Here is a 20,356-nt window from a genome sequence, read left to right as displayed (position 1 = left end):
TTTCTCATGTTTTTCATTTAATAAGGGATTCTCTGTCCTTTTCATTCGCAAAAAGTGTGGATTTTATAGAAATAAAGGATTCTCAGTCCGCAAATAAATGGATGCAGCTGGCCACCCGTAAACATGTAATTCTATGGTAGTAACACGATTTTTTATGGAGTCGTTCATTTTTTTCTGATACCTTCACAAAAAAAGAGTGCGATTTTTTTGTGTAAGATCGCACTCTTTACAACGAAACAATATTGCGCAGTAAAATTCTTTATGGCAATGCCTATTACTCTTCAATATTTAATAGATTTTGGAATCAGATTAGCTTTTATTAATTCAGTCCTTGGTTAAGAAATTTTTCTTGCCTTAGTCTTGCCTGCACCCTTTCTCTTCCTGAAGAAGAGAATATAGGCTAACACTAATGGAACAATCATTAAAGCGGTTCCAATAATATAAACGGGAATGACCGTACCTATGAGTATCAGGGACGCAGCCAAAGGCAGGAGAAGTTTATTCCAGAAAAAGACGGCATTATAGACACCTAGCGCCTCGTAAATGCTGGATTCATTTTTAGGATCAACAACACGAACGAGAGAAAGCCCCTGAGGGTTGGAACCAGTTGCCATCCCATAGTTCATTAATGACTTTTCGAACCATTCTGGATTATTAATTTTCTTATACCAGAAATGGGTAAAAATGAATGTAACAACACATATAATAAGAGTTAAGATTAATAAAGGGACTAAAAATTCGCTAATAATACTTAACTGAATAGAAGCACAAGCTGTTAATATGATGATTTCCAAAGAAAAATTACTTATTTCATTAATGGTCGGTTTATCAACATACCCATCAAATTTCACCTTTTTCATGATTGGCCACAAAATAAGTGAACCGACAATTCCGTATATCATCGTTGGAATATTACTAAGGAATGGAACCACGGAAGAAATACCTGTTAAAATTAGCTCACCAAATTTAAAACTGACAGCAAGGATACCTAGCTGGAAAGCGATTGAAGTTACGTTGCTAGGACTAACAGTCAGTCTGCCTATCGGTTTACGGTCGTTTTCAGGAAGAGTACCGCGGAAGAAGCTCTTATCTTTATTCTTAATATCCTTTGTAAAAGCACCCCATCCACGACGAACACCATAGTTAGCTGCAATGATACCTGGTATGATAGCTAGAAGTACACCTAATGTAGCCATAACCATCCCGATACTTTGCGCACCAAGCTCTCCAGTTGGATCAATAACACTTGAAACAATAGGAACACTTCCATGTGAGCCGAATAATGCAGCAACCCCCATTAAACCCCAGCCTTCAGGTAGATTCGGCCAGAAGCCGATGAGCAGAGCCCCGATAAGAACACCAAAAACTAATTGGAATCCATACATAATCATGTTACCAAAAGCAAAATCCATATGCTGGATAACCTTCTTACCTGTAACGGTAATGCCTAAAGGCACACAGGTCATCAAAATATACATTGCATAAATAGGAATAGATGAAAATGATTCAGGGATTGTAATCCAACCTAGCACCTGTTGCCCGAGAATCAGCCCTAAAAATCCGGCGATTACACTAGATGGAATTAGAAACTTTTGAAAAAAGGGGACAGACTCACGGATAGCCACTCCAGCAATCAAAAGCAAACCGAATACCATCAAAGTATTAAATACTTCTTCAATCATAAACAATCACCCTTTACAATGGATTGAATTTTTAAAAAAATTTAAGTTTACTCTTGGTAGTACGGTTTCATGTTTTTTTCGTATAATGCAACTACTTCATTAAGCCTCGGATTATGCAAACAACCTAGACTTTATTCGAATCGTTTCAAGTGGTGTATGACAATTGAGGTTCTCGAATCCATCCTCTGTGACTAGATAGCAATTTCCAATATTAGCACCCGACTTCAATGGATCAAGCCATTGAGCATGCAATACAAAAACCATTCCAGGCTCAATAATATCTGTATTGTGAGACGTGATGTTGAATTTGGGATTACCTGACATGCCCACGGAATGTCCTAAATTTGGGTTATGAGGACCAGCTACTGGCGGATACACGTGCTGAAGCTTCCTTCCATACCTTTCATAATCCTTATTTTGAACATACTGTAATGGAATTTCTCTAGCTGATAAATCATCAAGTGGGGCCCAGTTATAGGACATCGTAGCTGTTGTATCGTCCTTGAGGTATCCGTGCTCAAGGTACACTGAAAATGCAGCCTTATGGAGATCACAGAAAGGTACACCAGGACGGATTATACTCTCCGCTCGACGCACAGCTTCAGTACATACCTCAAGAGTTTCCTCTTGTTTTACAGTGATATCGCCAACTGCGATCATCCTAGCAGCCTGGGCCGTATAGCCATGATATGGCAAAGCAGACATATACATGTTGATGAGATCGCCAGCAGCCACCTTATGTCCATATGGTTTTCCACAGTGGGTACCAAACCTATTAATCCCTATTTGATACCCATCCCCGCTTTCACCGCCACGAGCCATCTGCGCAAACGTGAAAGCCGCATAAATTTCAAAATCCGTTACCCCAGGCTTAGTTACATGACACGCAGCCTGGAATCCAATGTCCATTAGCTGGGCAGAAGCTCGTATCAGATCCTGTTCGTTTTTTGACCTGATTGTCTGCATATCTATAATAATCTGAGTCTCATCCACAATTTTTAACTTTGGTAGTTTTATTCTAATCCCTTCCCAATACTGGGTGGACGAACGATCTCCCATCACCCCAACGCTTGCCGAGCTATAGCCTAAATCTGTTAAAATCTTAGACATAGCTTCAACCAGTTGAACTTCAGACGTACTCGAACGCCCTGAGAATTCCTGACCGAGTGCTCCAACTTGCCAGAGTTTCTCAATCCCTATTGGTTCACCGGGTGGCGGAAGAATAACAGATTGGGTAAAGAAGGAGACTAACTGAAGTCCTTTACTACTGTCCGTGGGAATAATTAGCACACCCTCGCGTGCCCAATCGCACGCATATCTTAAATACATATTTGTAGTCTTAAAAGACTTAGCGCCGTCTGCATGAATAAGAAGAACGTCGTGCCCGCGATCTGCTGCTGATTGGCGCATACGCTCAATTCTGCCATGAAATTCTTCCGGTGGTATCGCCTTCGGTGGAACAAATTCGAAATTGGGCTCAAAATCTATTAACAACTTTTCGTAATTTATGGATGACATTATCCGTGACAACTCCTTCATTTTAAAATTAAGCTTTTTTCATTGGCGACTACAAATCATGATCGACAGTACAAGTACCATAGTTAATAAAGCAACAATATACACATTTATCCCTACAAGTTAAATTTAAGCCGCCTTTCCTATATTTCCTCTTAAGATAGATAAGTCCTAATTTTCAGTAAATATTTCGGAGGGTTAACCCTTTTTAAAAAATAAATGAAGTTCTTCATGGTCTAATTATAGTTCGTACTTAGCTACAAAAAAACAATCCGTTTTGAATAGATAATGATACCTGAATTGAATACCTAAAATATGGGACAAAAAAGAACCAAACAAGTCCAGTCTCGTTTGGTTCCTTATTCCAGGTCTAACTTTTTAATAAAGTTGACAAAAGCGCGTACAGTATTCAATTCAAGAGTTTCATTTTTATAGTACATCCATGTTTGTCTTAAAATCCGCTTTCCCCTTTTATCTTTGATGTCTATTTTATTCACATGTTCATCATTATCTAATATTCGTCTTGGTACGATTGCATATCCCAAGCCATTGATGATCATTTCCCTGCAAGTATCTACATTATCTACTTTTATCCCAATAAGGGGCGGCTCGGAATAGTTCTCTATCCACCAGTTGTCCAGTATTGTTTTTAAGCTGTGTTCCGTGTGATAATCTATTCGCGGCAGTTCAGGGAGATTTTTTAAACTAATATTGCCAACAGATGCTAGACAAATGGGCTCTTCAAATAATAAATGGCTTTCGTCGGTCCAGTTAAAATTTCCACGAACAAATCCAACATGTACTTCCCGATTATAAACCAAATCATAGATTTCCCGGGAGTGTCCGGTGATTACTTGAAACTCCACATTTGGATTTTTCTCTTTAAACATTTTCAAAATCCCTGGAAGCTTTTGTTTCGTAGAGTAATTGGATAAACCTATTCTTAAAGTCCCAGCAACTTGTGTATCCATATTTTGAACTTTCTCTTTAATTCTGCGAAGGTTAAAAAGAACATAATCTGCTGACTTTGCCAAAAATTCCCCTTGAGGAGTAAACTGAACACCCCTTCTTCCCCCTTTCACAATGGGAACACCGAATTCTATTTCCATTTTACGAAGTCGTTTCGTTATGGAAGGTTGAGAAGTGAATAATTCCTGAGCTGTTCTTGTAATATTTTTATGTTTATAAAGCACCTGCAGTATTAGCCAATCTTGGTCCTCCATTGCCCTAATCCCCTAAAGTATGTCATATATTAATAAAACTATAGCATAACGAACCTAACGCGCAAGACAGAAAGAAGCATCTTGTGAAAAAGGGAGCACTTTAAAATGCCCCCTAATTAATGGGAAAAGGATACCTGTCCTCCAGTGTTGTAAAGCATTACCGTGGCGGGGGTCTGGCACTTTTCCTCAAGAAAGATTCGCCGGCAATCCCCCATTAATTAATGGATTAACGCACTGGAATCAGGCATTTTTTATGGAGAGTAGGCAATATTAATAATAGTGTAGAACGAAAAAGGCAAATAAAAATTAGGGATTACTGCTTTACCGTGTTATACTTAGTCTACCATTTGACTTTTTACTGTTTCGTGTTTGTTGCTGTAAAAATCCTATTCATTTTTTGAATAGGATTTTTTTGTTTTTGCTTAAAAAATAAAAAAACAGACCCAACATAAAGGTCTGTCTTTAGCAATTATTAAGCTTTTTGAACATTTGTAGCTTGTGGGCCACGTTGTCCTTGTTCAATTTCAAAAGTTACACTTTGACCTTCGTCTAAAGATTTGAAACCTTCGCCTTGGATTGCTGAGAAATGTACGAATACGTCTTCTCCCGCTTCACGCTCGATGAAACCGAATCCTTTTTCTGCATTAAACCACTTAACTTTACCTTGTTCCATAATTATTTCCTCCTAGTGCGGAATATCCCACACAATTTGTTACTATCCTTGCTCAAATAACCTTAGACGAAAAACAAAATCTATTCTTAATCTGATATAGAACAAAAATAATTCTCTCTAACAGTAACAGATGTATCATGAAATAGCAAATGTATGTACACATTTCTGTCTTTCTGCTTACGAAAGCGGACACTGGTTCCGTTAATTACCCTAAAATGCTGTTTATATAGAGATGAACGGACTCTGATTCCGCTAATGCTTGAAAATAAGGCTAATTTCTTATATTTTTCATTAATAACAGATTCTCTGTCCTATTCATTCCCAAAACGGGCGGATTTAATAGAAATAAGGGATCCCCTGTCCTCCAAAAAAATAGACAGAGCCTGCTGTCACCAATTCAAACTTGAAATTTCCAAAAAGATGCATGCCCCCAGTTTTTAAAGTTAAACTGCACTAAAAAATTAGAGGCAGGCTTCTTCTTTGATGCCTATTTAAACTAAAGAAACTCAAATACACGAAAAACCCCATAAGGATCACACTCCTTATGGGGCTCCATCCTTTTTTAATAACTCACCGGAACAATCCCAGTATCATTTTGATACCCAGCTAACGGATAAGCAGGAATCTCTTCTCCCCAGCGGTTTGGATTAACCTTTTGCACTTCGCCTGTGGCTAAGCCGTAAATTAAGGCTTTTAATCCAAGGTAATTTTGTTTGACTAAGTGCCCATTTGATTTTTGACCTAGATTTCCATCTCTTGTATTTCCTTTCGTTTCAAAAAAGATGGCTGGGTTGCTGTGATTTGTTGGATTAATATTGTCGTAGTTTAGGCCCATCATCATCGCAGAAACAACTCCGCCTTTGATGTCAATTTCGTATCGCTTATCGCCACTGCCGACTTGGTAACGGTCAATATGCATATGGCCGTAATTCTTTAATGCATCGTATACATAGACGTTCATTTGGCGTGTAAGATCATTGTATAAGCCGTCTTTAATACCTGGTAAAGTCGGTCCATTTGGTGCTAATGATACACCAAGTGACATGGATGTTGATTCATTTGTTCCGTATACTGTTTTGAATCCTTGATGGTGAAGATCCACAGCGAAATCTGGTTTCACATCTGCCCAGTATTTGTAGAAGACAAGTGATTCTTTTGCTTGAAACCCGTTTTCTGCCCAATCACGATTTAAATCAATTGTCATGGCACGGCCTGTGTTTCCTACTCTAGGCTGTCCATTTTCATCATGAAGCAAAGTTGTTCGTGTATTCATAATGCTTCCATCCGGATTATACATTGGGATGGCATAAATCGTTGTTTCATTTAGGATCTTTTCGATATCTTGGGACCCACTGCTGCCAAACGTTTTCAATAGTTCCAATACAGCATCCGTTGTTAATTTTTCATCACCGTGAATTTGCGCTTGTACCCAAATTTTAATTGGGCCTGAACCCACTTTAGCTGCGTAGAAGCTTCGGTTCTGTTCACTTTTTCCGTATTCATCTAACGTGAATACTTCTACTTTCCCTTTACTCGTGTGTTCGATTTTCTTCAGTTCTTTAATCATGTCATCGTATGTAATCATACTATCCATGCTCGTGTTTCCATTTGTCGATGGACCACCAGGAATGGTGTCAGCTGCATATGCTTGAGATGTTAGTAGAGCTGACATAAAGAACGTTACTACAACAAAAGTCTTCCATAATCTTTTCAACACAAGCCCTCCCAAACTATCATAATTTTCAATACATTTCTAGTATAGTTGGAAGAGTATTTAAACGGAATGGTATTATCGGATTATTCCGACTAATCATAGGATAGGGATTTAGTCGGTTTTATTGAAGGGTAATGTGGGAAGAAAGGATTGCCACCATAAAAAATTCGGTCAGACCGCCAGCGTAAAATTTTATTACTGAGCACTCCATATGGAGGATACCTCCCAATTAAACTAAAAGCGGTTGAAGTGACAAATTCCCTCTTGTCGCCTCAACCGCTTTTTCAGTGTCGGTTTAAATAAAGAAAACTTAAGTTTATCGTGTGTTGTTATGTTGCATGTAATTCAAGCTGTTGTAAATACTCTACCCCGATCGTGGTAATTTTTGTCCCGGATCTTCCCCGGCCTTTCGTAATGAAGCCTTTGGTTTCGAGGTAATCTAATCGTCTGCGAACCTGCTGCGGCGATAAAAAAGAACCGGTTTCCTCACTAACCATCGAAATATGCTGCCGGCTTGCCGGCTTACCGTTATCATTACAGTGTTTAATCGTTTCGAGGATAAATTTATACTCATATATTTCTAATAAATTGTTAGGAATTGGATAGCTCGTTACGATCTCTTGTTTTCGATTTTTTTGAAGGCGGTTGTAAGGAATGTCTTTCAGTTCAATCTTATTTCCATCACAGATGGTAAGCATATAGTCAATCGTGCTTTTTAATTCACGGATATTCCCTAACCATTCGTGTTTTTGCAGCTGTTCTGGGAGATTTTCATCAGCCTTAACCCATTTTCCGCTCTTCGTAATAAAATGTTTGACCAATAACGGAATATCGGTTTTTCGATCTCGAAGCGGCGGAATTAAAAGCGTAAGAACGTTCAAGCGGTAAAATAAATCAGAACGAAATGAACCTTCTTCCGATTTTAGTTGAATGTCCTTATTTGTAGCCGCAATGACCCGGACATTTATGGGAATAACTTTTCTCCCGCCGATTCGGCGCAATTCTTGCTCCTGAAGGACCCGTAATAAATGGGATTGAACGGCGAGACTAATATCACCTACTTCATCCAAGAAAATTGTTCCATTATCCGCTAATTCGAACAACCCCTTTTTTCCGCCTTTTTGCGCACCAGTAAATGCCCCTTCCTCGTAGCCAAACAATTCACTTTCAAGTAAGTTTTCGGTTAAAGCACTACAATTGATGGCGATAAATGGTCCGTTTTTTCGCATGGAATGAAGATGGATCGAGTGGGCGAATAATTCTTTTCCCGTCCCTGTTTCCCCTTGAATTAAAACCGGATGCTCGGAGAGGGCCAGTTTTCTGGCAATTTGTTTCGTTTCTTTGAGGAGCGGGTGGTCCCCAACGATGTCATCAAAGTCGTATTTTGCGTAAAACCCTTTGTTTTTCAATTCTCTTTGCGCCATTTTTTCAACTTCAAACGCTTGATGAATACTTTTAAAAGTTGCCACGATTGTATTTTCCGTTTCCATTTGATGACGGAAAATGACAAGATCCACACCGTAAATCGTAAAAAATTTACTTTCTTCATTACTATGTAAGATAAAGTCGATAAGATCTTGTTGGACGATCACTTCCTCCAATTGCTTATTGATGGCTTCATCAACAGGAAGATGAAACAAGGCCCCTAAGCGCCGATTAAAAACGGTGACTCGATGCTGTCTATTAATTGCTATAATGCCATCATCGACAGTGTTGACGACGTTTTGAATATGCTGCTTCATTTGTTTTGCATTTTGTTCCGCCAATGATAGCTCCCGTTGTAAATCAATGATGTTACGAATATATCTTTCTGAAATTAATGACGAGATTTTTTCCCCTAAACAAAAGTATTCTACTACTTTTAAAATCGTGGCCATATCAAACAGCCGAACTCCAATATCAATTACTTTATTAATAGAGGGCGGACAAAGATGGGTTTCACCAGGAGATATAGCGATATCAATATTTTTATAAAAAATCTGGTCCTTCTTATATGGGATGAACCGCAAATGACCAATACCCAGCTGATAAAGCGATTCGATCACTTCAATCGTTGCGGTATCATCATCATTTACAACGAGAACATCAGAATTTACCGGTATTTTTAATAGCTGGTCGATGAATCTGTGATGAATTGTCCGTTTTCCGACCATCATTTCTTTGCCGGTAATCTGACACACCTCATGAGCTTCTAGCCTTGTCACCTCTGATGAGAACAAAAAGTAATCATCGGTCAGCTGGGCGGGAAGTCCTTCATCAGTGGCGTAAATTTCAATTTGGACGTAATCCCCCAATAACTGTTGCAGCTGTTCTTGCAAAACTAGTTTTGTTTGGCTGCTGCCCGTAATTAAGGTTAGTGACTGTTTGATGGTGGAACCTCCTTTTTCTTGATATTGGTTCTTTTATTCTACCAAAAGGAACCAAAAAGAACCAATATAAAGCTCTTAATGATTTAATTTTCAGAATTTGCGCATTCTGCGAATTGGCACAATAATTGCATATAAATTAAGTGTCATTCATTTAAATTCTAAAAAGGAGATGGGTTAATGAGTCAATTGAGCAAGAACGTGGAACCGGAAACCGCGCCTAAAAAGAAGCCGGTGCAAATCAATGCCTTTGCGTTACTATTCGGAGTAGTTGTTGTGGCAATGATTTTAACATGGGTTTTGCCAGCCGGGGAGTACAGCCGAGTAGAGGTAGATGGTAGAACCGTCGTTGAGCCAGGTTCATTTCAATGGACGGAATCTTCACCAGTAAATCCATTCGATATGGTGAAAGCCATTCATAAAGGGATGGTGGAAGCCGGCGGTATTATTTTCTTTGTTTTAATCATTGGGGGATTTTTTGGTGTATTCAAAGCGACTGGGACCATTGATGTCTTAATTGCCACAATGGCGAAAAAACTAGCTAAACGGGAAAAGCTGTTAATCCCAATAATGATGCTGTTTTTTGCTGCTGGAGGTTCTTTAATGGGGATGGCTGAAGAGGGGCTAGCTTATATACCTTTATTAATTCCGCTTGCCATTGCCCTTGGCTTTGACACGATCACTGGGATGGCCATTGTGCTCCTTGGTGCAGCTGCTGGTTTTACAACGGCTGTTATGAATCCGTTTACAGTTGGTATTGCCCAGGGGATCGCGGAACTTCCATTATTCTCAGGGATTGGATTACGCTTAATTTTGTTTGTGATTGTTTATCTTGTTTCTGTGATTTTTGTTTATCGGTACGCAATGAAGGTAAAACGAAACCCTGAATTAGGTTTTTATGGCAATTACGACAAAACAGCTGCCGACGAGCTGCTGAAATCAAATGTGCAATTGACAACCAAGCATAAATTAATTCTTGGGGCATTTCTATCAGCCTACGTCGTTCTAGCATACGGAGTAATCAAATATGAGTGGTACCTTTCTGAGATTGCGGCTTTATTTATTATTTTAACGATCGTTATTGGCATCATTGGCAGACTTTCTGTTGATGATCTTGTAAAAAACTTTATGAGCGGGTCCGCTGCTTTAATAACCGGTGCATTAATTATCGGGGTATCACGGGCAACGTTAGTTGTCTTAAACCAAGGGAATATCGTCGATCCGATGCTGTACGGTATATCGGAAGCGATTAGTCATGTTCCTGGAACGATCAGTGTTATGGGTATGTATAGTTTCCAAACGGTGATTCACTTTATTTTAGCATCTGGAAGCGGACATGCGATGTTAACAATGCCTATTATGACACCGCTCGCTGATTTACTTGATATTACAAGACAGACCGCTGTTCTATCCTTCTCATTTGCTGATGGAATCGGAAATATTATTTTCCCAACTGCCGGTACTTTAATGGCTGGGTTGGCGATCGCTGGGATTCCATGGACGAAATGGGCAAAGTGGGTTTTACCTTTAGTGATTATCCAATTTGTCATTGGCTTAATTGCAGTAGTTGTCGCACATTTAATCAATTATGGTCCGTTTTAAAAAGAGCACATCTAGAGTGTAACGTAGGAGGGGAATATAGTGCTTACTTTAATTAAAAATGGGGAAGTGTATGCACCTTATTATTTAGGCAAAAAAGATATATTGCTAGTTGATAGTAAAATCGGTTATGTAAGAGAACTTATTGAACAACCTGATAATTTTGTTCCGGTCACGGTTATTGATGCTTCAGACAAAATCGTTGTCCCTGGATTTATCGATGCCCATGTTCATATCATCGGAGGCGGTGGCGAAGGTGGCTTCAAAACCCGGACGCCGGAGTTGGTGTTAACTGATTTAACCACTGCAGGCATTACGACGGTCGTCGGCCTTCTTGGTACGGATGGGACGACGAGACGAATGGAAAGCCTGCTTGCGAAAGCGAACGGCTTAGAAGAAGAAGGTGTGACATGCTTTATTCATTCAGGTTCGTATCAGTTGCCAGTAAGAACGATTACGAACAAAATCGAGGAAGATCTCATTTTTATTGACAAAATTATCGGGGTGGGCGAAATTGCCATTGCCGATCATCGGTCATCAGAACCAACGGCGGATGAAATTGCAAGAATTGCCACCGCAGCCCGAAATGGCGGCATTTTAGCTGGCAAGGCCGGCCTTGTTGAAATTCATCTCGGCGATGGGCCAGATAAGCTCTCTTTGCTTGAGGAAGTCATTGAAAATACGAATATACCTATTTCCCACTTCCACCCAACCCATATAAACCGGAATGAAGATTTATTCCTGGCTGGGATTGAGTATGCCAAAAACGGCGGTTACGTTGATTTTACGACGAGTTCCGTTCCGCAGTTTTTTGAAGAAGGAGAAGTGAAGTGCAGCGAAGGGTTGAAGCGGATGCTTGATGCCGGTGTGCCGCTAGAGAATATTACTTTTTCGTCTGATGGCCAAGGCAGTCTGCCTACTTTTAACGAAAATGGAGAATTAATTGGTCTTCAGGTTGGAAAAGTTTCCTCCTTATATATGGAGGCGCGAGATGCTGTCATCAATGATGGAATTTCATTAGAAACGGCCCTGCAGGTTATTACATTAAACCCTGCGAATGTGCTTAAGCTTTCGAACAAGGGTCGCATTCAAGAAGGAACAGATGCTGACATTGTTTTACTAGATAAAGAGACTCTCGATATTGACACTGTCATCGCCAAAGGGAAATTGATGGTTGAAAACAAAGTGCCAATTGTTAAAGGTACATTTGAATAAAAAATTGGAGGGATTGAAGTTGAGGAAATTATCCATTATTTGTGTTCTTGTGTTAACAGCGTTTGCCTTAACGATATCATCATTTAATGTAGAAGCAGCTCAGAATAATAAAAATGTAACTAAGAATACTGGTTCGCTCGTCATTGTTGGTGGTGCCCTGGATTCAGATAATGAGGCGGTTTACATGAAATACTTAACTTTAGCCCAACAATATAAAGAGAAGTCTCTAAAAGATTTAGAGATTGCGATTATACCTGCGTCTAGCGCTGAACCGATTGGAAGTGCTAATGCTTATAAAGAGGATTTCGTTCACTACGGTGTTTCTGCTGAGAATATTTATACCGCACCCATCGCAGTAATTGATGATCCTTCGACAAAGGACGTGGATGAATCTGAGTGGAAGGATAACGGAAATAGTGCCGATATAGCCAAAAAAATAGAAGAAGCTGACGCGGTTTGGTTTGTCGGCGGTGATCAATTACGACATGTTAAAACGTTAATGACACCAGATGGAGAAGATACAGTCGTATTAAAAGCCATTCGAAAAATATATAAAAACGGCGCGGTTCTTGGCGGTTCAAGTGCAGGTGCTGCGATTATGAGCAATCCGATGATTGCAAATGGAACGAGTGTCAGCGCCTTAACTGAAGGGGTACATCTTCTTAAAAACACTGATCAGGAAGTTGATAACGATCAACTGTTTCTAACTGCAGGTTTCGGATTTTTCCCACATGGAATCGTTGACCAGCATTTTCTAGAGCGCGGTCGTTTTGGACGTTTGCTCGTGGCAACCGAATATAATAAAACACGTTATGGCTTTGGAATTGATGAAAATTCCGCCATGGTATACTATGGCGCGGATGACAGTATTGAAGTTGTTGGTGAGAGCGGCTTATTAATCGTCGATTTGCAGGATGCGAAAACGCCTAAGGGTAAGCGCTTTGCGATGAACAATGTAACGATGCACTACTTGGAAAAAGGCGATCGGTTCAACGTATCTGCTGGTACGTTCAAACTTAATGAAAAGCACGAAACGACAAAAGGAATCGAATACTATAGCAAAAATTCAATGGCAACCGATATCTTCGGTCCACAAGTATTAAAAAAGGTGATAACTGAAAATCTCGTCGATAACGAGGCCAAGAAAGCTGAAGCCATTTGGTTTGACATGGAAGACGACAAAAAAGGAATTGGCTTCAAATTTACCTTTAGAAAAACAAATGAAACGGAAGGGTTCTGGGGCAGAATTGACCAAGTCGGATCGTACGCCGCTTTAAACGTTAAAATGGACGTTGAACCGATTACGATCAAAATCCAAATAGATAAATAAAATACCATTGCAACAGAGACTCTAATCTATACATGGATTAGAGTCTTTTATTTTGAAAACATACTAAAAAGTTGTCCATTATGGGAGGCGTTAGCTTCTTAGAACGTTGTTTTTTAAAGGCCGCATTGAAAATGGTCGCCGCGAACGATTCATACCTTATTGCATAAATAGGCCCTAATCGAATAATCCAAATATTTCGATAATCCACCTTACCTAAAACTAGCCGAACTTTCATTCTACGGAAACACAAGAGGAATCGCGAGTATTACGACCTGTTCTATTTCATCCTAGATCTGTTAATTTTGGATACCTGAATTGTTTTTATTCCCGCTAAGATTATTCTTTGACTACTTAGAGGGATTGGGGGGATTCTTTCGGGGATCTTTAAACAAACAATAACCATCAAAAGTTTATTAAACAACATTTGATGGTTATCTGTCTTTTATTCTATGAAAAATCGGAACATCAATTTAATCTTGACCCACCAAGCAATCCGTTTTCATATCACTTTCCTTCTTCAACACTTCACATATTCTTTTTAGCCCCTCTTCCAAAACAGATCTTGGACACGCCAGGTTAAGGCGAATATAACCGTCTGAATTGTCGACAAACATATTTCCTCCTTCTAGAAGCACCCCCGCGTTGTTGGCAAAGTATAATGGCAAGTTTTCTTCGTCGGGCAGATAGGCTTGAATATTCACCCATGCCAGATAGGTGGACTCAGGAATTCGAAATATAGCTTCAGGCAAATGTTGTTCTAAATATTGTTTGGTAAAAGCAAAATTGTCATCTAGATAGTTTTTTAATTGTTTGAGCCATTCATGACCGTGCTCATAGGCTGCCACCAGTCCAAAACTTTTCATTTCCTCAGCAACCTTCAAAATTGAATGTAAACCACACGCTACCCTACTGTACGAAAAATTCTAACATGCATAGGCATACACGAGCTTTCTTCAACCCAAATGACAATTTTAAACTTTGTCATTTTGAAGAAAGCAAACTAAAATAGTTAATTAGGGAGTCTAACTAAATTAGCTTAATCTTAGAGAAGATGTGTTTCGTTAAATATTTGCAAAAAAATGAAATGGGAGTACAACATGAATAAATTTAAAGGTCTTTATTTTGGCTGGTATATTGTGATTGCTGCTTCTGTCATTGTGCTGCTTACAACTGGCTTGCGCATGGGTATCGGACCATTTGTCAATCCAATTATGGATGAATTAAAGTTATCACGTACGGAATTTTCGCTCATTGTTTCAGCTGGAATGATTGTTTATGGGATTGGAATGCTGTTAGCTGGCATTCTATTAAAAACTTTTCATACACGATTTGTATTATTGGTAGGGTTAGCCATTGTATGTATTTCGATTGTATGGACGGTTAACTCTAACGGGATGCTTTCGTTTCTACTATCATTTGGTGTGTTCCTGTCGATCGGGCTTTCTTTTTTAAGCAGTATTACGTTATCGCCCATTGTTAGTAAATGGTTTGTCCGTCAGAGAGGGAAGGCGCTTTTTTATTTAACGACCGGAGCAATGGCGGGGATTGCCGTAATGACGCCCGCTGAAACATGGCTGATTGGTCTTGTCGGCTGGCAGAACACCCTCTTACTTTTTGGTGGAATATTTATCATTCTTGTTCTCCCATCAGCCATGTTAATAATGAGGGAAGATGTTCCGGCTGAGGCTGACGGTATGGGAGCCGCTGGTAAGAAAATTAGCCGGGAGGACCCGGCCATCACCTTTAAGGATGCATTAATGACAAAGACATATTGGAAAATTGTTTTTAGTTTATTTGCTTGTGGATTTGGGATGAATCTATTAGGTTCCCATGGGGTGCCGATGCTGATTGATCATCATTTTCCTCCCATGACCGCTTCATTTGGGATAGGGATGATCGGGATTGTTGCCATTATTGGCACATTGTTTTTAGCGCAGCTTGCGGATCGTTTTCCACGGAAAAATCTTTTATTTATCATCTATTTTGTTCGCGGACTTGGGTTTTTCGCTCTCGTTTTATCGATGACTGCCTGGCAGCTCTTTCTCGTTTCCTTTATTGGAGGGTTGGTGTGGGCCGGTTCCGTTGCGATGTCCACAGCGATTTTAGGTGACTTATACGGAGTGCGGTTGCTCGGAATGTTAAACGGATTCGCTTATTTTGTGGGGCATCAAGTCGGAGCTGCCATCGGATCATTCATGGGAGGCTGGGCGTACGAAATGTTCTACACTCATTTCATATCATTTGGTGCTGCAGGGATCCTTGCCATTCTAGCTAGTTTTGCATCCATCACATTGCCTAAAAGTCTATCATTCTCCCGAAACATAAAGAGTGAGGAGAAGCGTAAAATAACGGTAGGGCAATGAGTTGTTGGTATAGAAGATCTCATCTTATATAGTTAGCAGATCTATTAAGTCATCATGTTTAATAATAAGGAAGCTGCGGGTATTCGTCTGTGAATCACTCGCAGTCCTCTCAGAACCCAAAGTATATTGGCGTGTAGTAAAGAGTCCATATTACACAAAACCCTCGACAACTCCTATTGGGTCGACCGAGGGCTTAAAAGTCTACTAAAACGGGATGAAATCTTGAATTATGAATTTTCATTGAACGGTTCTACGACGTGTAAGAATTATTAAAGTTGGCTTTTTTTATAAAATATCAATTTATTTGAACAGTGGGTTTGGAACCATCGATAGGATGTACACTCAATTCCTCTTCTATTATTACGGGATATTTTTTTGCAAACGCTTTGGCAACGAAATAGTAAAAAACAGAAGCTAATGCAGTGGAAACAAAGAAGCTGTACTCTAGGAAAAAGAAGAATCCAATTGCCGTAGCAACTACATAAACGATCAAGGCTGCAGGGTTATATCCTTTGAAATACTTGTACTTTCCATTGGATTTAAATAGATCATCAAGACTTATCTGTCTCTTTCTAAATATATAATAATCTACTCCAATGATTGCGAGTGCTGGTCCTGCTGTAGTACTAAATAGGGATAAAATCAAGTCTAACTTATCCATGTAATTCCAAGGTTGAATGATACAGGCAATAATCGCAACACCGACAGTAGCTACCTTAAAACTAAGTTTTTTTGGCATCAGGCTACAAGCAACATAGGCGGAAGGCAGTAAATTAGCAGCTGTATTGGTAGACGCTTGTGCGACAACAATAAATATTTGGATGACTATTGCTAGAATAATTGATCTTTCTTGAATTAGTTCTGATAAAACAATTAAAGGATCCATACGTCCGGAAAGAACTATTGTAATATTTCCTAAAATGGTGAAAAACACAAGGAATGGAACAATGCCGATTAGGGTAGCGGTGGAATATAGTTTATTGTTTTTTATCCAATTTTTAGAACTGCCTCCAACTTTACAGTCTTTCGTGATGTCGTTTATTCCCATTGCCACACTTGAGAAAAGCCCCACAACTACTGCGAATCCAAAGATCCAGGACTTACTTGTTCCTGCTGTTCTTCCCATACTTAATGTATCGGTTAAAGACACATTATATGAAGTCAGAACGACGTACATCATATATACACCGACAATAGCTAATAAAGGGGCAATTATGGTACTAAATCTTTCGATACCCTTAACTCCTTTTATAGTAATTGCAACCAGTGCTATTACATTTATAGCTAGACATACAAAAATATTATCGAATCCTATTAATATTTTAGAAATCTCATTAATCGCCATAGCACCGATATAGGCATTTAGGGCAAAGAATATCAAACTGGGTAGAGTGCGGACAACACCTACAACTTTCCCACCTTTATAACCAAAAGAAGCAACTATAGATGCTGCAAAACTTATGCCGTACTTTAAACCAATATCTTGGGTAACAAAGCAGCAAAGAGCTAATATAATTGAGCCAATCGTGTAAATCCAAAGCAACTCGCCAATTGTAAAATAATTAGTCATTGGTGAAAATGCTGCGAAACCAGTAATTTGCACAGCAATACCAAACCAAATAACACCCAGACCTCTTGTAGTTATACTTCTGTCTTTTAAATCTACAGGAGCCAATGCTGGGCTGTATAAATCATGTTCAGAAGAACCAATATTATTAGTCATAAACACCATCCTATCATAATATTTCGAATTTTTAGTTAATTAGAGCACTACAAAATCTCTTAATTCCTATTGAATTGATACTTGGGAAGCGTTAGAAAAAGTAATTTTCTAACGCCACCTCTTTTAAATTAGAAAGTCAACCTCTTCAGCGTTTTCTCCAATATAAATTTTAGGGTAGTTAGGCTCTAATCTTGCTATGACTTTCCCATTCCGTATTGAATAAGAAGGTTTAACCTGTTTACGAATAACATCAAATTCATTATTGGCAGGTAGAATATTTAAATTCCCAGGTTTACCTACTTCCAACCCATATATATCAGTAATATTAAGTGTCTTTGCTCCATTTATGGTTACTAAATCAAATGAATTAATTAATTCTTGATAACCAGTCAAATGGCATACGTGAACCCCCATATGAAGAATTTCTAGCATATTCGCTACACCAAGTGGGTAAAAGGGATCCATGATATCATCATTTCCAAAGCTTACATTTAATCCAGCGTCAAGAAGCTCCTTAACACGAGTAACCCCTCTACGTTTTGGATATGTGTCATACCGCCCCTGAAGATGAATATTAATTGAGGGATTTGCCACGAAATTAATATTTGCTCTTTTCAATAATCCAAAAAGTTTAAATGCATAAGCGTTATTATATGAAGCCATTGCAGTTGTATGGCTGGCAGTAACCAATTCTCCCATATCATATCTTGCAGCCTGTGCAGCAACTACTTCTATTCCTCGAGATTGATCATCATCAGTTTCGTCACAATGTACATCTACGAGCGCGCTGTATTTTTCCGCTAACTTAAAAATTTCTTTAATTGAATCAACTGCATCTTCTCTAGTATCTTCAAAATGTGGAATGGCACCAATACCATCTGCCCCCATTACTAAAGCCTCTTCAAGTAATTCCAACCCATTTTTAAAATTTAAGATGCCATGTTGTGGAAAAGCAATTAACTGAACATCTATAAATGGAGCGAATTCCTCTTTTACCTCTAACATTGCTTTTAATGATGTTAATCCAGGTTCATCAGTATTAACATGTGTCCTCACATGTTGTGTTCCATTTGCAATGTTCCACTTTAAAATTTTTGAAGCTCTAGATTTTACGTCTTCAAAGGTTATGTTCTTTTTCCGCTCGTTCCATATATCAATTGCCTCGAATAAAGTTCCGGTTGAATTATATACTGGGTCACCGTAAGTGCCAACATAGTCTAGATGTGTATGAGAGTCAACGTACGGAGGCAATACTAATCCTCCTCCCCCATCTATTATCTCTTCTCCTTCAATAGGGTCTATATTTCTTTCTATTTTCTCAATCTTCCCATCCTGTATTGCAATGTCCCATAAGCCATCTTTCTTTCTAATAGTTACATTCTTAATTAACACTTTAACCAATCCTCCTAGCAAATTATCAGTTAGCATATGATTGTGGAAAAAACTGATTTTATTATATTTCTCTTTTACTAGTTTTTACTAACCGGCTCTAATTGCCTTACCTTTTCCGCTATTTCAAAACATAATCCAAACGCATTGCCCGGTATGAAATTCCCATCACCCTTTTGACCGACAAACTCGCCATCATCCACCATTAATTTTCCTCTAAGGAAAACCTTATCGACCTTTCCCTCTTGCTCAAATCCCTCATAGATATTAAAGTCAACTCCCTGTAAACTAGTTTCATTAGAGATAATAGACTTATGATCAGGATCATAGATAACAATATCTGCATCCATTCCTACCCCGATATGGCCCTTTCGGTGTGATAATCCATTGATTTTGGCAGGTGTTGTAGCGTAGAGGTCTACTAGACGCTGTCTGGAAATTCGCCCTTTATTTACCCCATAGGTCCAAAGAATGCCTAGTCGATTTTCTACACCTGGTGATCCATTCGGTATATTTGTAAAATCATCAATACCCATATGCTTTTGTGATTCCCAGTTAAATCCACAATGATCGGAGCTCACTGCATTTAACCACCCATTATTAATTGCTTCCCACAAAGCATTCCTATCATCTTCAGTTCTTAGTGCTGGTGAACATACATACTTAGCTCCTTCAAAATTAGGTTTTGCTAAATCCTCTTTATCAAGCATCAGATAGTGTGTACAGGTTTCTCCATAAACTGGAATGCCTTTATTATGGGATGATCTAATCGTCTCCATAACCTCTTTAGCAGTAACATGAACAATATAAATAGGGGCCTCTGCTAGTGCTGCTAGATTAATAGCTCTTTGTGTAGCCTCAATTTCGACTAAAGTTGGTCTTGAAACTGCATGATAATATGGTTCCGTTTGTCCATTAGCAATACACTCTTTTTGAAGTGTATCAATAACATCTGCATTTTCTGCATGAACCATAACAGTAACTCCAGCATCCTTTGATGCTTTTAAAGCCTTGAATAAGGCCTTATCATCGCTATGGAAAGGAAGTCCCTTATATGCCATAAATAACTTAATTGTGGAAATTCCCTTACTTGGTAAACTTGGTATCTCTCTAAAAAGCTCATCTGTAGGTTCACACACAACTCCATGGAAAGAGTAGTCTACCATTGCTAAATCTGATACTTCTTTTTTATCATAATCAGTAATAGTTTCTGCGATTCCTTTGCCGGCCTCTTGATTAACAAATTCTATAACGGTAGTTGTACCCCCTACAATGGCGGCATTTGAGGTTTCGAACCCTCTTACTCTTTCACCTTTAAAATCAAAGGAATAATGCACATGTTGGTCAACTCCACCTGGTAATACATACTTGCCTGTAGCATCAATTACTTGACTGACAGAAAAATTTAATTCTTTGCCAATCGCAACAATCTTCTCTCCATCGATTAGTATGTCCCCGATAAATTCATCTACAGCAGTAACAATAGTTCCGTTCTTAATTAGTAAGCTCATGCTATCTCCTCCTGTTTATTAAAAACTCACCCTTTTTAGAATATATCAACAAA

The 20,356-nt window shown here is 38.9% G+C and carries 14 protein-coding genes; 4 read left to right on the top strand and 10 right to left on the bottom strand.

Translation table 11 applies throughout. From position 1 onward, the window contains the following. Nucleotides 1–335 precede the first annotated feature (335 nt). From AR328_RS18165 to AR328_RS18140, 6 genes are all read right to left on the bottom strand, one after another. Complete coding sequence (locus AR328_RS18165) at nucleotides 336–1,682, bottom strand: sodium/glutamate symporter (RefSeq protein WP_066299315.1); 1,347 nt, start codon at nucleotides 1,680–1,682, stop codon at nucleotides 336–338. A gap of 111 nt (nucleotides 1,683–1,793) precedes the next feature. After that, nucleotides 1,794–2,972 (bottom strand): M24 family metallopeptidase, encoded by a 1,179-nt coding sequence (locus AR328_RS18160; protein ID WP_197414490.1) that lies wholly within the window; start codon nucleotides 2,970–2,972, stop codon nucleotides 1,794–1,796. Between the two features lie 584 nt (nucleotides 2,973–3,556). After that, complete coding sequence (locus tag AR328_RS18155) at nucleotides 3,557–4,420, bottom strand: LysR family transcriptional regulator (protein ID WP_066299311.1); 864 nt, start codon at nucleotides 4,418–4,420, stop codon at nucleotides 3,557–3,559. Nucleotides 4,421–4,892: 472 nt separating this feature from the next. Further along, complete coding sequence (locus AR328_RS18150) at nucleotides 4,893–5,093, bottom strand: cold-shock protein (RefSeq protein WP_066299304.1); 201 nt, start codon at nucleotides 5,091–5,093, stop codon at nucleotides 4,893–4,895. Between the two features lie 562 nt (nucleotides 5,094–5,655). Beyond that, nucleotides 5,656–6,807 (bottom strand): M14 family zinc carboxypeptidase, encoded by a 1,152-nt coding sequence (locus AR328_RS18145; RefSeq protein ID WP_231734997.1) that lies wholly within the window; start codon nucleotides 6,805–6,807, stop codon nucleotides 5,656–5,658. 329 nt (nucleotides 6,808–7,136) lie between these two features. Beyond that, nucleotides 7,137–9,176 (bottom strand): sigma 54-interacting transcriptional regulator, encoded by a 2,040-nt coding sequence (locus AR328_RS18140; RefSeq protein ID WP_066299297.1) that lies wholly within the window; start codon nucleotides 9,174–9,176, stop codon nucleotides 7,137–7,139. 177 nt (nucleotides 9,177–9,353) lie between these two features. Between AR328_RS18140 and AR328_RS18135 the strand changes: the two genes are divergently transcribed. The 3 genes from AR328_RS18135 to AR328_RS18125 are packed head-to-tail and all read left to right on the top strand — an operon-like array spanning nucleotide 9,354 to nucleotide 13,317. Then, nucleotides 9,354–10,775 (top strand): YfcC family protein, encoded by a 1,422-nt coding sequence (locus AR328_RS18135; RefSeq protein ID WP_066299292.1) that lies wholly within the window; start codon nucleotides 9,354–9,356, stop codon nucleotides 10,773–10,775. Nucleotides 10,776–10,814: 39 nt separating this feature from the next. Continuing rightward, entirely contained in the window at nucleotides 10,815–11,987 is a 1,173-nt protein-coding gene (gene iadA / locus AR328_RS18130) for a beta-aspartyl-peptidase (protein WP_066299288.1), read from the top strand. 19 nt (nucleotides 11,988–12,006) lie between these two features. Continuing rightward, a complete protein-coding gene (locus AR328_RS18125; RefSeq protein WP_066299285.1) occupies nucleotides 12,007–13,317 on the top strand; it encodes a cyanophycinase in 1,311 nt (436 codons plus the stop codon). A 470-nt stretch (nucleotides 13,318–13,787) separates the two neighbouring features. Here the strand turns inward: AR328_RS18125 and AR328_RS18120 are convergent, their stop codons facing one another. Then, a complete protein-coding gene (locus AR328_RS18120; protein ID WP_066299282.1) occupies nucleotides 13,788–14,180 on the bottom strand; it encodes a hypothetical protein in 393 nt (130 codons plus the stop codon). Nucleotides 14,181–14,414: 234 nt separating this feature from the next. On the opposite strand from AR328_RS18120, the gene AR328_RS18115 reads away from it, so the two are divergent. After that, a complete protein-coding gene (locus AR328_RS18115) occupies nucleotides 14,415–15,680 on the top strand; it encodes an MFS transporter (protein ID WP_066299279.1) in 1,266 nt (421 codons plus the stop codon). A gap of 295 nt (nucleotides 15,681–15,975) precedes the next feature. Here the strand turns inward: AR328_RS18115 and AR328_RS18110 are convergent, their stop codons facing one another. The 3 genes from AR328_RS18110 to hydA all read right to left on the bottom strand — a co-directional run bounded on the left by AR328_RS18110 (nucleotide 15,976) and on the right by hydA (nucleotide 20,303). Continuing rightward, nucleotides 15,976–17,403, bottom strand: a complete 1,428-nt coding sequence (locus AR328_RS18110) for a cytosine permease (protein WP_066299277.1) — start codon at nucleotides 17,401–17,403, stop codon at nucleotides 15,976–15,978. A gap of 123 nt (nucleotides 17,404–17,526) precedes the next feature. Further along, entirely contained in the window at nucleotides 17,527–18,795 is a 1,269-nt protein-coding gene (gene codA, locus AR328_RS18105; RefSeq protein ID WP_066299274.1) for a cytosine deaminase, read from the bottom strand. Nucleotides 18,796–18,872: 77 nt separating this feature from the next. Further along, a complete protein-coding gene (gene hydA, locus AR328_RS18100; protein WP_066299272.1) occupies nucleotides 18,873–20,303 on the bottom strand; it encodes a dihydropyrimidinase in 1,431 nt (476 codons plus the stop codon). Nucleotides 20,304–20,356: the final 53 nt, after the last annotated feature.

This window comes from Bacillus sp. FJAT-29937 (assembly GCF_001509555.1).
Lineage (GTDB): Bacteria > Bacillota > Bacilli > Bacillales > Cytobacillaceae > Cytobacillus.
This window is presented reverse-complemented; position numbering and strand designations above follow the sequence as displayed.

What these genes read in the sequence shown, in the direction of transcription:
- AR328_RS18165 (WP_066299315.1), bottom strand. Translation starts at nt 1,682, where the DNA reads ATGATTGAAGAAGTATTTAATACTTTGATGGTATTCGGTTTGCTTTTG.
- AR328_RS18150 (WP_066299304.1), bottom strand. Translation starts at nt 5,093, where the DNA reads ATGGAACAAGGTAAAGTTAAGTGGTTTAATGCAGAAAAAGGATTCGGT.
- AR328_RS18155 (WP_066299311.1), bottom strand. Translation starts at nt 4,420, where the DNA reads ATGGAGGACCAAGATTGGCTAATACTGCAGGTGCTTTATAAACATAAA.
- AR328_RS18115 (WP_066299279.1), top strand. Translation starts at nt 14,415, where the DNA reads ATGAATAAATTTAAAGGTCTTTATTTTGGCTGGTATATTGTGATTGCT.
- AR328_RS18110 (WP_066299277.1), bottom strand. Translation starts at nt 17,403, where the DNA reads ATGACTAATAATATTGGTTCTTCTGAACATGATTTATACAGCCCAGCA.
- hydA (WP_066299272.1), bottom strand. Translation starts at nt 20,303, where the DNA reads ATGAGCTTACTAATTAAGAACGGAACTATTGTTACTGCTGTAGATGAA.
- AR328_RS18120 (WP_066299282.1), bottom strand. Translation starts at nt 14,180, where the DNA reads ATGAAAAGTTTTGGACTGGTGGCAGCCTATGAGCACGGTCATGAATGG.
- AR328_RS18135 (WP_066299292.1), top strand. Translation starts at nt 9,354, where the DNA reads ATGAGTCAATTGAGCAAGAACGTGGAACCGGAAACCGCGCCTAAAAAG.